At 63.0% G+C, this 12,156-nt stretch carries 12 protein-coding genes; 6 read left to right on the forward strand and 6 right to left on the reverse strand.

Annotation, left to right across the window (positions count from 1 at the left end; all coding sequences use genetic code 11):
* The first annotated feature begins 84 nt into the window (after positions 1 to 84).
* The 3 genes from QMK17_RS08405 to mraY all read left to right on the forward strand — a co-directional run bounded on the left by QMK17_RS08405 (position 85) and on the right by mraY (position 3,366).
* Positions 85 to 1,215 (forward strand): steroid 3-ketoacyl-CoA thiolase, encoded by a 1,131-nt coding sequence (locus QMK17_RS08405; protein ID WP_283508215.1) that lies wholly within the window; start codon positions 85 to 87, stop codon positions 1,213 to 1,215.
* A gap of 506 nt (positions 1,216 to 1,721) precedes the next feature.
* Positions 1,722 to 2,141, forward strand: coding sequence for a helix-turn-helix domain-containing protein (locus QMK17_RS08410; protein WP_283508216.1), 420 nt, complete (start codon positions 1,722 to 1,724; stop codon positions 2,139 to 2,141).
* 148 nt (positions 2,142 to 2,289) lie between these two features.
* A complete protein-coding gene (gene mraY / locus QMK17_RS08415; RefSeq protein ID WP_283508456.1) occupies positions 2,290 to 3,366 on the forward strand; it encodes a phospho-N-acetylmuramoyl-pentapeptide-transferase in 1,077 nt (358 codons plus the stop codon).
* A gap of 13 nt (positions 3,367 to 3,379) precedes the next feature.
* Here the strand turns inward: mraY and QMK17_RS08420 are convergent, their stop codons facing one another.
* Both QMK17_RS08420 and QMK17_RS08425 read right to left on the reverse strand, forming a co-directional pair.
* A complete protein-coding gene (locus tag QMK17_RS08420) occupies positions 3,380 to 3,655 on the reverse strand; it encodes a DUF2277 domain-containing protein (protein WP_283508217.1) in 276 nt (91 codons plus the stop codon).
* A gap of 36 nt (positions 3,656 to 3,691) precedes the next feature.
* Complete coding sequence (locus QMK17_RS08425) at positions 3,692 to 4,267, reverse strand: TetR/AcrR family transcriptional regulator (protein WP_283508458.1); 576 nt, start codon at positions 4,265 to 4,267, stop codon at positions 3,692 to 3,694.
* Between the two features lie 86 nt (positions 4,268 to 4,353).
* On the opposite strand from QMK17_RS08425, the gene QMK17_RS08430 reads away from it, so the two are divergent.
* A complete protein-coding gene (locus QMK17_RS08430) occupies positions 4,354 to 5,742 on the forward strand; it encodes a cytochrome P450 (RefSeq protein ID WP_283508219.1) in 1,389 nt (462 codons plus the stop codon).
* 3 nt (positions 5,743 to 5,745) lie between these two features.
* Here QMK17_RS08430 and dinB read toward each other — a convergent pair whose 3' ends face one another.
* The 3 genes from dinB to QMK17_RS08445 are packed head-to-tail and all read right to left on the reverse strand — an operon-like array spanning position 5,746 to position 10,076.
* Complete coding sequence (dinB, locus tag QMK17_RS08435; protein ID WP_283508221.1) at positions 5,746 to 6,927, reverse strand: DNA polymerase IV; 1,182 nt, start codon at positions 6,925 to 6,927, stop codon at positions 5,746 to 5,748.
* Positions 6,928 to 6,973: 46 nt separating this feature from the next.
* Positions 6,974 to 8,839, reverse strand: a complete 1,866-nt coding sequence (locus QMK17_RS08440; RefSeq protein ID WP_283508224.1) for a Na+/H+ antiporter — start codon at positions 8,837 to 8,839, stop codon at positions 6,974 to 6,976.
* Between the two features lie 43 nt (positions 8,840 to 8,882).
* Positions 8,883 to 10,076, reverse strand: a complete 1,194-nt coding sequence (locus QMK17_RS08445) for a cytochrome P450 (RefSeq protein WP_283508226.1) — start codon at positions 10,074 to 10,076, stop codon at positions 8,883 to 8,885.
* A 65-nt stretch (positions 10,077 to 10,141) separates the two neighbouring features.
* Here QMK17_RS08445 and QMK17_RS08450 point away from each other — a divergent pair, with 65 nt between their 5' ends.
* Complete coding sequence (locus QMK17_RS08450; RefSeq protein WP_283508227.1) at positions 10,142 to 10,951, forward strand: SDR family oxidoreductase; 810 nt, start codon at positions 10,142 to 10,144, stop codon at positions 10,949 to 10,951.
* Positions 10,948 to 11,616 carry an acetoacetate decarboxylase family protein gene (locus QMK17_RS08455; RefSeq protein WP_283508229.1) on the forward strand — a complete coding sequence of 223 codons (669 nt, stop codon included), beginning with the start codon at positions 10,948 to 10,950 and terminating at the stop codon, positions 11,614 to 11,616. Before QMK17_RS08450 ends, QMK17_RS08455 begins: the two co-directional genes overlap by 4 nt.
* Here the strand turns inward: QMK17_RS08455 and QMK17_RS08460 are convergent.
* Positions 11,611 to 12,150, reverse strand: a complete 540-nt coding sequence (locus tag QMK17_RS08460) for a GNAT family N-acetyltransferase (RefSeq protein WP_283508231.1) — start codon at positions 12,148 to 12,150, stop codon at positions 11,611 to 11,613. The two genes, QMK17_RS08455 and QMK17_RS08460, sit on opposite strands and share 6 nt — an antisense overlap.
* Between the last annotated feature and the right edge of the window lie 6 nt (positions 12,151 to 12,156).

The raw sequence follows: 12,156 nt of genomic DNA on the forward strand, positions 1-12,156 counted from the left end.
CAACCCCACCTCGCAGGGAAGGACATGACTTGCGATAGTTCGAGAACATGTTCTACTTTCAGTTCGAGGAGAAAGGAGCCCGCCGTGGGCAATCCCGTGATCGTCGAGGCAGTACGCACCCCGATCGGCAAGCGAGGAGGGTGGCTGTCAGGGCTTCATGCGGCCGAACTGCTCGGACTCGCACAGAAGGGTGCGATCGAACGGATGGGGATCTCTCCTGACGTGGTCGAGCAGATCATCGGAGGATGCGTCACCCAAGCGGGCGAGCAGTCGAACAACATCACCCGGACGGCTTGGTTGCACGCTGGCCTTCCGTGGCAGAGCGGATGCATGACCGTCGACGCCCAGTGTGGGTCGGCGCAACAGGCAACCCACCTCGTCGCCGGACTCATCGCCATCGGCGCCATCGACGCCGGAATGGCATGCGGCGTCGAAGCGATGAGCCGGGTCCCTTTGGGTGCGAACCTCGGTGAGAATGCAGGCTCGAGGCGCCCCGATTCATGGGACATCGATCTCCCCAACCAGTTCGAGGCAGCCGAAAGGATCGCTCGACGAAGAGGTTTCGCTCGCGCGGATCTCGAAGCACTCGGCGTACGGTCACAGGCGAACGCGAAACGGGCATGGGAGGAAGGGCGATTCGATCGCGAAGTCCTTCAGGTTCAGGTCGGAGCCAATACGGTTACCCGCGATCAAGGCCTCCGCGATACCACCGCGGGGTCGCTGGCCGGGCTGAAGCCGGTCATGGAGAACGGCCTACACACAGCGGGGACGTCGTCGCAGATTTCCGACGGCGCCGCTGCGATCATCGTCATGGATGAGATGCGCGCGCAGGAACTCGGACTCACCCCGCGCGCCCGCATCGTCTCGCAGTGCCTTGTCGGTTCGGAGACCGAGTTCCATCTCGACGGCCCGGTTCAGGCGACCGCACGCGTGCTCGACCGCAGCGGGATGAAGATCGGCGATCTGGACCTGTTCGAGGTCAACGAGGCGTTCGCGTCGGTCCCATTGTCTTGGGCGTCGGTGCACGAACCCGATATGGACAAGGTGAACGTCAACGGCGGAGCGTTGGCGATCGGTCATCCTGTCGGCAGCACCGGTGCCCGGTTGATCACCACGGCACTGCACGAGCTGGAACGCCGCGACGGATCGACGGCACTGATCACGATGTGCGCGGGTGGAGCATTGGCGACGGGCACCATCATCGAGCGAATCTAACGCCTTCCCGGCGTGATGTCGGATGCGTCGGGCACGAGGCGTGGCGACCAGGAGCCGCAGGCGCACATGTCAGTCGTATCCGGACGACTCCCGATCCCGAGGACGCCAGCGCCAGCCACTTCGAGCGCGCGCCGATGCTTAGTGCTCGGATTCACATCCCCCATGAGCCCTCCCCCGCCTGTCATGAATCGAGGCGCCGAACCTGACGACACGCCGGAAAGTCGCGATTCCGCTTCAGTAGACACCGACAGCAAATGTTCAGCAACCATATGGAGGCGCGATTTACCGTTGCCGATGGACGCGTAGATCGTTCGAATGACACCCGCAGGCTGAAACGGGGCTTTTGGTCCGATCAAGTGAGCCCTCGCCCGCCATGAGCGGAGCGATCTGCCGTCTACCGCGTCGAATCAGCCAGCCGTCGCCAAATATGGTTACCTACTCGTTATTGTCGCTGGGTCGCAGACAGGACGCCCCAGCCCGATCGAGAGGGGTGAGAGTAGATCCCGATGCCTGCAGACTTCGCGGCACGGTTGAACAGTCTGTTCAACGCCGTTCACCCGCCAGGCCGTAAACCCCACACCAACGCCGATGTAGCCGATGCGCTCGCCGAAACCGGCCATCAGATCTCGAAACCGTACATTTCACAACTGAGGTCCGGGCAGCGAACCAACCCGTCCGATGAGACGGTGGCGGCGCTCGCTCGCTACTTCAAGGTGAAACCCGACTACTTCTTCAACGACATCTACGCCGCCAAGATCGACAACGATCTGGAACTCGTGACACGACTTCAAGGCTATGGCCTTCGCCGATTGTCAGCGCGGGCATTCGACTTGTCCGAGGAATCGCAGAACCTGCTCAGCTCCATGGCTGAAAAATTGCGAGCCAGCGAGGGCTTGCCGGAGGTGCCGCCGGACAGCACCCGTTGACGGTAGCCGAGCGGTAACTCCGCAGCGCTCGGGTAACAGATAGATCTCCAGCAACCGCGGATCGCCGCGTTCGACGCCTATGTTTGGCACAGTCTCACGCGGAACCGATCACGAATTCGAGGGAAGATTTCACGATGGAATTGCTGCAGTGATATTGATTCTGTTCGCTGGCGGAATCGCACTTGCAGCTTCGATTCTCCTGACACCGATCCTCGTCGAGCAGTTCTCCAGACAAGGCTTAGGACAGGAGATTCGGCTGGAAGGCCCCGCCAGCCATCGGTCCAAGCGCGGGACGCCCACGATGGGCGGCGTAGCAATCATCGTCGCCCTGTGGGTCGGCTATCTCGGGGCGCACGTCGTAGGTATCGGTTACGACGCCGACGGTCCGTCGGTGTCCGCGCTGCTCGTCCTCGCATTGACGACGGCTCTGGGCGGCGTCGGCTTTCTCGACGACTACATCAAGCTGCGCAACAAGCGCAGTCTCGGCCTGACCGCCAAGGCCAAGTATGTGGGCCAGATCGGGGCCGCGGTCGTCTTTGCTGTGCTCGTTCTTCGGTTCCCCGACCGAAACGGCACGACTCCCGGCAGCACACACTTGTCGTATGTGCGCGATTTCGCCGTTGCATCGATGCCTGTCACCGTGTTCGTGCTGTTCTGCGGAGTACTCGTCATAGCGTGGTCGAATGCCGCGAACCTTACGGACGGCCTGGACGGCCTCGCCGCCGGTTCGATGTCTCTGGCGCTCGCCGCGTACACCGTCATCACGTTCTGGCAGTACCGCCAGTCCTGCGAGCTCGATCCGCGTATGGGCTGCTACGACGTCCGCGACCCTCTCGATCTGGCGCTGATGTGCTCGGCCGCTGCAGGCGCATGCATCGGATTCCTGTGGTGGAACGCCGCGCCCGCGAAAATTTTCATGGGAGACACCGGATCTCTGGCTCTCGGCGGGCTGCTCGCCGGGCTGACCATCGTCACGAAAACCGAATTGCTCGCCGTGGTGATCGGCGCCCTCTTCGTCGTCGAGGCAGCATCCGTCGTCATCCAGGTTGCAGTCTTTCGCACCAATGGGCAACGGGTGTTCCGGATGGCGCCGATCCATCATCACTTCGAGCTGGCAAGCTGGCCGGAGACAACGGTGATCATCCGGTTGTGGCTGCTCACCGCCATCGGCTCGACCCTCGGAATGGCACTGTTCTACAACGAGTACCTGTCGGCAGTGGGGTAAATAGCTGAGACGGCTACTTCGCCTGCGCCGCAGCGATTCTCGCTTGCACTTCCGGCCGACGAAGCGGTGGGACCGTGGGCGGCGGCTGCCTACGGTCGGGAAGCGCATCGAGTAGCCGGTGCGACGTCGCGGTCACCTCGGCGACTGCGATCTCGAACGCCTCACGGGTGGCATCGGACGTCTTCTGGACGCCACTGATCTTGCGGACGTACTGCCGGGCCGCGGCCTCGATCTCCTCGTCCGTTGCATGCGGTTCCAGACCGCGCAGGGTGGTGATGTTTCGGCACATTCCGTCACGATAGTCCTGCTCGCGCCTTCTGAGCAGTTATGTTCCGAGGAGCCCGTCGAGCGCACGAAGACACAATGCCCTCACATCGCCCTCGGTGATCGTCTTACGGTCGAGCCAGTCCACGCACACCGTACGTACGAGCGATACCCATCCGCGCAGCGCCGCCTTGACGACTTCGTCGTCGCGAAGCTCAGCGGGTAGCGCTGCGAGAATTCGCTCCTGCTGAACCACCAGTTCGTCGGTCAGGATTGCCTGAATCTCCGCATCGCCCATCATCGCTCCGCGGTTGATTGCACGGACACCGTGCTCGTGTTCGACGGAATAGCGAATGTAGGCGTCGAGCCCCGCTGCCACCTGCTCGGCGACCGGCAACGACGTGTCCGGGGCTGTCATCTCGAGAATTCGCGCCGACTCGACTCGCATGATCTCGGCGAAGAAATCCCGCTTCGACGGAAAATAGTGATACATCAGCCCGCGAGAAACGCCGGCGAGATCGGCGACCTCCTCGATCCAGACGTCCTCGTACGGCCTGTCCGCGAACAACCGGGAGCCGATATCGAGGAGTTGTGACTTGCGCTGATCGGGCGACAGTCGCCTGCGTGGGCTGGTCATCTCATCCATGAGACTACTTGACACCGGTTCAGTACCGAGTAGGTTCGCTATTGCATCCGAGTTCAGTAACGAACGAAGGGGTCATCATGGTCGCTGACGTCGCACAACGAAGCACGACGCTCCCACATCCGCCGCGGCGCCTGCCGCTTCTCGGCGATGTGGTCGGAGCACACGCCGCGACGCCCGTGCAGGATTCCGTCGCCTTGGCCGCTCGGCTGGGCCCCATCTTCGAACGGGTGGTGCTCGGCCGTCGGTACATCCTGGTCTCCGGTGCCGACCTCGCGGGCGAACTGTGCGACGAGGACCGATTCGTCAAGCACGTGTCTCCGGCCATCGAAGGACTCAGATCCATCGGCGGCGACGGCTTGTTCACCGCGCATACTCACGAGCCCAACTGGCAGAAAGCACACGACCTTCTGCGGCCCGCCTTCGCTCAGAGCGCGATGCGCAGTTACCACTCGATCATGCTCGATGTCGCGTCCGACCTGATGACGCACTGGCACTCCCACAAGACTGTCGACGTCTCCTCCGACATGACCAAGCTAACCCTCGATACCATCGGCCGCACCGGATTCAGTTACACCTTCGACTCGTTCACGCGGGACAAGCCACACCCCTTCGTCGACGCGATGGTCGGCGTCCTCTCCCACAATCAACGACGTGCTTTGGTCCCTATCCCGTGGCTCGCGGACGTCGTATTCAGGAAAGCCGACCGCCGAAACGCGGAGAATCAACGATATCTGGCCGAGGTCCTCGACTCGATCGTCCGCACCCGTCGCGACTCGGGGATGTCGGGTGAGGGCGATCTACTCGACATCATGCTCGACGCCGCCCGCGACTCACAGAACCCGAATGCGCTGAGTGAAGTCAATATTCGTCAGCAGATCCTGACGTTCCTCATCGCCGGTCACGAGACTACTTCGGGTGCACTCTCGTTCGCCCTCTACTACCTGGCGCAGAATCCGGAAGTACTCGCGGCCGCACGTGCCGAGGTGGACGAAGTGTGGGGTTCGCAACCTCCGACGTTCGAGCAGGTTCCCAAGCTTCGATATGTCCGGCGCGTGCTCGACGAGACTTTGAGACTGTGGCCGACAGCGCCTGCATTCGCCCGCGAAGCACGTGAAGACACAAGAATCGGCGGTAGCCACGAGATGAAGAAGGGCGACTGGGCGTTCGTGCTCATCCCCGGCTTGCACCGAGATCCTGTGTGGGGCGACAATCCCGACGCCTTCGATCCCGATCGCTTCCTCTCCGCGAACGTTCGAGCTCGTCCCGGTCATGTCTACAAACCGTGGGGAACCGGCGAGCGCGCTTGCATCGGGCGGCAGTTCGCGATCCACGAGGCCGTACTGGTCCTGGGAAAAATATTGCAGCAGTTCGATTTCCACGCGGAGCCGTCGTACGAACTGAAGATCGAGGAACGCCTGACCCTGATGCCGAAGGGCTTCCGGCTCGCATTGTCGGCAAGGAACTGATTTTCAGTCAGGGAGTAGCGGTACGGACAGATCTGAATCACGACCGAGCAAGACCCCGCGAGTTAGTGCCTTCTTGCCGAATTTCAGATGCACACCGTCGAGCGCAAGATCGAGAGCCGACGCGCTCGGCGCATCCTGAGACTGCTCGAACTGCAGTTCCAACTGCTCGGCACCGCTGCGCTCGATATTGGCAACCGTGACGCCGACCAGCGTGATCCCTTGGTCCGCAATCAAAGAACCTGCATCGCGTAGCAGCAACAGGGCGGCGTCGAGAATGTCCTGGGTGTCCGCGGTCGCACGGTGCAGCGTGTGCGAGCGTGTGACCTTGGTGAAGTCGTCGAATCGAAGCCGCAGCACTACCGTCCGGCCCGTTCGCTGAGCTGCACGCATACGCTGAGTCACGCGATCGACAAGGGCGATGAGCGACGTCTCGACGTCCTTGGTCGATTTCCGGCCACGCCCGAGCGCATGCTGGGCGCCGATCGAGCCTCGCCCGCGATACGTCTGCACGCGGCGCGGATCGCGATTGTGCGCCAAGGAATAGAGGTGGTGACCCGCGCCTTTGCCGAGAATGGAGACAATCGAGGCCTCCGACTGCGCAGCGATATCGCCGACCGTGACGATGTCGAAGGCATGGAGTTTCTCGGCGGTGACCTTGCCGACACCCCAGAGCCTTTCGATCTTCAAGGGATGCAGAAATTCGAGCTCGCGCCCGGGCTCGACCAGCAGAAGGCCGTCGGGCTTTCCGACTGCACTGGCTACCTTCGCCAGAAATTTCGTCGTCGCGATGCCGACGGTGATAGGCAGCCCGACCTTGTCCTTCACCTCCCGGCGCAGCCGCGCTGCGACCTCGACCGGCGTCCCTCGGATCTTGCCGAGGCCGCTGACGTCGAGAAATGCCTCGTCCACCGAGATCCCCTCGACCAGGGGTGTGGTGTCACGAAAAATTTCGAACACCGCCTTGCTGGCCTCGAGGTATGCGTCCATGCGCGGGGGCACGACGATCGCGTGCCGACACAGGGCCCGTGCCTGTGATCCGCTCATCGGAGTGCGAACTCCGAAGGCTTTGGCCTCGTAACTTGCGGCGAGCACGACTCCGCCACCGACGAGAACCGGCTTGCCTCGCAGCCGGGGGTCGTCCCGCTGTTCGACCGACGCGTAGAACGAGTCGAGGTCGGCGTGCATGATCACGAATGTATGTTCGCACGAGCGTCCGACACTCGTGTCTCGATCAGGCCGTCAGGTGGTGGATGTAGCACCACCGCCAACTCTCACCCGGCTCGGCGGACTGCATCACCGGGTGGGCCAGTTCGTGGAAATGTACGGTCGCGTGTTGCTTGGGTGAGGAGTCGCAACACGCAACGTGACCGCATTCCAGGCACTGCCGAAGGGCAACCCACTCGGTGCCGTCCCTGATGCACTCGTGGCACGTGCCGTCGGACACGATCTCGCCCACCGGATACCGGTCGAGCTCGTCGCACTCGAGTCCGGGGTGAATGCGCAGCGCGTTGGCCGTTCTTATGTCACTGCGCGCTTCGCTGGCAACGTCGATCATCGATTCCTCGACATCGAGCATCGCGAGTACGTCGCCGACTATCTCCGACGGCACCGTCCCCGCACTGCGGATTTCGAGGATTCGGGCGCGCTCGGCGTTGATCATCGTCAGCCGCACCCGGGCGTACAGCTCGCTCGGAGTCTCCTGATCGGCCGTGGTGCCCAGACGCTCCCAGGCGGAGAAATTGCGCTGGTCGACACGTTGACGAACGAGCGCTTCGACGCCGTGTGGGTCATCGTAATCGAGCGCGTCGAGCGCCTTGTAGCCGGCTTTCGATGCCTGTTGCAGCAGTGTCGCGCGCGCCAACGCGTCGTCTGCGGGGTCGGGTGAGGGAACTTTCAGCCGGCTCGCCAGTACGGGCAGCGACAGGCCCTGAATGAACAGGGTGCCTGCCACGACGGTGAACGCGATGAGCAGCAGGATCTCTCGGTACTCGGTTCCCTCCGGGATGATGAAGGCAGCGGCGAGCGTCACGACGCCGCGCATACCTGCCCACCCGATGAGGAGTGTGTAACGCCACCCGGGAACGATCCCCGTCGAGATGTCGGCCCCCGGACGTATCAACGCGAAGCGGGCAACGAAGACCCACACGATCCGTACAGCGATGACGCCGACGAGCGTCGCGACACAGACCCCGACGATGGTCGCGATCGGCAACGAGCTCTTACCGACGTCGTGCAGGAGCCACGACGCCTGCAGACCGATCAGGAGAAAGACCGCGTTCTCGAGGATGAAAGCGATGGTTCGCCAGTTGATTCTTTCGGCGATCCGGGATTGCGCAGACTGCAGAATGGGCGCCTTGTGGCCGAGCAGCAGGCCTGCGATAACAACAGCGAGCACCCCCGAAGCATTGAACTCCTCGGCAACGAGATAGGCCGCGAACGGCACTATGAAGGAAATTGCTGTGTCGAGAACGGGATTGGTCAGCTGTTTGCGCAACTTGGCGACGACGAAGAACGTGATCAGGCCGATCAGAATTCCGCCACCCGCGGCGATGACGAAGTCGAGACCGATTCGCCACGCCTGCACCGAATGTCCGAGGGCGAAGATCGCGGTACTGAGGGCGACCAGTGCCGTCGCATCGTTGAGCAGCGATTCGCCTTCGAGAATGGTCACGATGCGCCGCGGCAGGCCGATTCTGCGGCCGATGGCCGTTGCGGCCACGGCATCGGGCGGGGCGACGACCGCGCCGATCGCGAGTGCTGCCGGCCATGAGATTCCCGGCAGGATGGTGTGCACGATGGCACCGACACCGAACGTCGTGACGATGACCAGTACGACGGACAGCAGGAGGATCGATCGGCGATTGGCATTGAAATCGACGAGCGATGACTGAATCGCGGTGGCATACAACAGCGGCGGAAGCAGTCCGAGAAGCACCACTTCCGGTTCCAGATGGACTTCGGGTACGCCGGGGATGTAAGACACCGCGGCACCGACGGCGATCAGCAGCAGTGGCGGCGGTACGTCCAGACGTTCGGCGAGCGCTACGACGGCAAGAACGCCGATCGCGAGCACCACCAGCAGTACAGCAATCTCCATTTCGCTGATTGTCCACGCCAGGACGCCCATCGGCACGGTCAGGTCACAGGAAGGGCCTGAAGCGGACCGGCATCGACTCGAGCCCCGATACGAAATTGGCAGCTCTTCGCGGCAGAGGATCGTCCGACACCAATTCCATGTCGGGGATACGCGCAAGAATCTGCTCGAACATCAACTTGCCCTCCAGCCGGGCAAGTTGGTTGCCGAGGCAGAAGTGCGGGCCGAAGCCGAAAGCGAGGTGCGGATTGGGGGTACGGGCGGCATCGAACACCGCAGGGTCGGTGAATTCGTCCTCGTCGAAGTTCGCGGACTCGAACAGCAGCAACACTTTCTCCCCTTCCACCAGATCCGCACCCATGAACGTCGTGCTCCTCGTGACGGTTCGGCACATGTTCTTCACCGGCGATGACCATCGCAGCATCTCCTCGACGGCGACGGGGATCGACGCAGGGTGAGCGGTGAGCCGGTCCCGCTGGTCAGGTCGAGCGAGAAGCTGTTCCATTCCGCCGCTCAGTACATGCCGGGTGGTCTCGTCGCCGCCGATGAGGATCAGCAGCGTCTCGTTGACGATGTCCTGGTCGGTGAGGCTGTGGCCGTCCACCTCGGCGTGGACGAGGGTGCTGATCAGATCATCGGTTGGTTCCTCGCGGCGTTCGGCGATGGTACGCATTGTGAAGTCGGTGAACTCGACATAGGCCGTCATCATCGCTGCACTCTCACTCTCGGACGCGTGACTACCGAGCGCGCGAACCAGATCATCCGACCATCGAAGGAAGGTCCCACGCTGCTCGGGGCGGACGCCGAGCATGTCGCCGATCACCGCCATCGGCAGCGGCGCCGCGAGGTCTCGGACGAAGTCGCATTCGCCGCGATCCTTGACTGCGTCGATCAGCTCGTCGCAGACCTGTCGAATGCGGTCGATTTTCGCCTCGACCTTGCGCCGCGTGAAGCCTGAGTTGACGAGCTTGCGCCTTCGGACGTGTTCCGGGTCGTCCATGTCGATCATCTGCGGCAACGGGCCGATTTCCGGGCGAATCCCACCGGAATTGGAGAACAGTTCCGGATCTCGTTCGGCAGCAAGGACACCCGCGTAGGTGCTCACAGCCGCCAATCCGGGGCCCTCGGGCCGGTAGAGGGCACCGTGTGCACGCATCCACGAATACGCCTGGCGCGGATCCCCGAACTCGCCTGCGTAGAAGCGTCCGTCCGTGAGATCGACATCCAGGCGTGCAGTCATCGAAAACCCTCCCAAAACTAGAACGTGTTCCTATTATGGAACGGTAACCGCCGAGAGAGGCAGCAATGACCGAATTCGCAGAAAAGTCGATCCTCGTGACGGGCGGAGGCAGCGGGATCGGCCTCGGCATCGCCACCGCACTCGTGGGCGCCGGTGCGGTGGTCACCATCGTCGGGCGCACCAAGTGCAAGCTCGACGACGCAGCGCGGGCGACACCACTACGGACCTTCGTCGCCGACGTGACCGACGAGGACTCCGTCGTCGATGCCGTTGCCTTCGCGACATCGGCGACGGGCAGACTCGACGGAGTCGTCGCTTGCGCGGGCGGCAACGAGACGATCGGTCCGGTGACCCAGATCGACGTCGCCGCCTGGCGACGTACCGTCGAATTGAACGTCACCGGAACGATGTTGACGCTCAAGCACTCCGCCAGGGAACTCGTCAGGGGCGGCGGCGGATCGTTCGTGGCGATCTCGTCGATCGCCAGCAGCAACACTCACCGATGGTTCGGGGCATACGGGGTATCGAAATCCGGGGTCGACCATCTGGTGCAACTCGCGGCAGACGAGTTGGGTGCCAGCAACGTTCGGGTCAACGGCATCAGGCCGGGGCTCACCCGAACCGACCTGGTCGCCTTGATCACCGACGGCGGTCCGATTCTCGACGACTACATGGAGTGCACACCTCTCGCGCGTGTCGGCGAAGTGGAAGACATCGCTGCGCTTGCACTGTTCCTGCTGGGGGCGGGGTCGTCGTGGATCACCGGACAGATCGTCAACGTCGACGGCGGCCAAATGCTCAGGCGCGGACCGGATTACACTTCCATGCTGGAGCAGGTCTTCGGCGCCGACGGGCTGAGAGGTGTTACACCATGACGGCTCATGTCGTGCTCGGCACCGAGATCGAGATGCCGGTCAGGGTTCGGCGCGCCCGCGCAGCGATGGCGCTGTTCACCGTGCACGGCGGCAGGGCTCAGCAGGCGATCGACTATTCGGGGCTGAAGCTTCGCCACATCGGACCCCGCCACGGCCTGTGCGCGCTGATCTTCGTGCGTTACGACGACGGAGACCTGGGGCCTTACAACGAATTCGGAGTCGCGTTTCCCGTGACCACGGGAGTTCTGATCCATCGACTTCCGGTGGACGGAGAATTCACGATGGCTGCGGGCCGGCAGATCTGGGGATTTCCGAAGGAGTTGGCGCAGTTCGACGTCTCCTACGGTTCGAAGTTCGACGGACGGTTGAGTCAGGACGGCACGGAGATACTGCGCCTCGAGATTGCAGCAGGGCTGCCCGCGCCCGGCGCCCTGTTCGCTCGGCCCCTCGACGCCTTCTCGTGCCTCGACGGGGCCACCCGAAGTACGAAGTGGACGATGACGCCCGGAGCTGTCCGGGCCAGGCCGGGAGGTGCGCGCGTGACACTGGGCGAGCACCCTCTCGCGTCCGAGCTGCGCGAGATCGGCCTGTCCCGTCATGCCGTGTCGACGACGCACATGCCGAGGCTGCAGATGGAGTTCGGCGAGGCCGTCCGCACATCATGACTCGCCTCGGTCGAGCCGCTGAACGTAGTGAAGCGGGGGATCGATCGGGTTGTCCGGCGTCAGTTGCGCCTCACCGATACGCCGAAAACCTGCTTTCTCCAGCACCCGCCAGGACGGACGGTTGCCTGCTGCGACCGGGACGATGATCGAGTTCGAGCGCGGATACCGCTCCCACGTGTCCGCGACGAACGCTCGGACGAGTTGCGTGCCTCGCCCCTTCGAGATCTCCGACAGTTCACCGATGAGGTAGTCGATGGTGACGGCGTCATCCGGAACCTCGACGTAATTCCTGAGCGGTTCGATGTCCTCCGGGTAGTCGATCCATCGGCATCGCTGCACGTGCGCGAACGGAACACCGTTCTCGAGCGCGAGCAGATCCTCAGCAGGTTCCTCGCCCCGCGCGGGCGGACCGAAGTCGCGTTCGATGGCGTCCGGAGTGAACTCCTGGTTCCACCACCGCGCCACGTGCGGATGAGACAGCCATTCGCCGATCAGCGGGAAGTCTGCCGGCTCGACACGGCGGAAAGAAATCACGATGTC

The organism is Rhodococcus sp. G-MC3 (assembly GCF_030063335.1).
In the GTDB taxonomy this organism is placed as follows: Bacteria; Actinomycetota; Actinomycetes; order Mycobacteriales; family Mycobacteriaceae; genus Rhodococcoides.

Coding starts and splice junctions, on each gene's coding strand:
- QMK17_RS08410 (WP_283508216.1), top strand. CDS start 1,722: ATGCCTGCAGACTTCGCGGCACGGTTGAACAGTCTGTTCAACGCCGTT.
- QMK17_RS08420 (WP_283508217.1), bottom strand. CDS start 3,655: ATGTGCCGAAACATCACCACCCTGCGCGGTCTGGAACCGCATGCAACG.
- QMK17_RS08425 (WP_283508458.1), bottom strand. CDS start 4,267: ATGACCAGCCCACGCAGGCGACTGTCGCCCGATCAGCGCAAGTCACAA.
- QMK17_RS08430 (WP_283508219.1), top strand. CDS start 4,354: ATGGTCGCTGACGTCGCACAACGAAGCACGACGCTCCCACATCCGCCG.
- dinB (WP_283508221.1), bottom strand. CDS start 6,927: ATGCACGCCGACCTCGACTCGTTCTACGCGTCGGTCGAACAGCGGGAC.
- QMK17_RS08440 (WP_283508224.1), bottom strand. CDS start 8,839: ATGGAGATTGCTGTACTGCTGGTGGTGCTCGCGATCGGCGTTCTTGCC.
- QMK17_RS08445 (WP_283508226.1), bottom strand. CDS start 10,076: ATGACTGCACGCCTGGATGTCGATCTCACGGACGGACGCTTCTACGCA.
- QMK17_RS08450 (WP_283508227.1), top strand. CDS start 10,142: ATGACCGAATTCGCAGAAAAGTCGATCCTCGTGACGGGCGGAGGCAGC.
- QMK17_RS08455 (WP_283508229.1), top strand. CDS start 10,948: ATGACGGCTCATGTCGTGCTCGGCACCGAGATCGAGATGCCGGTCAGG.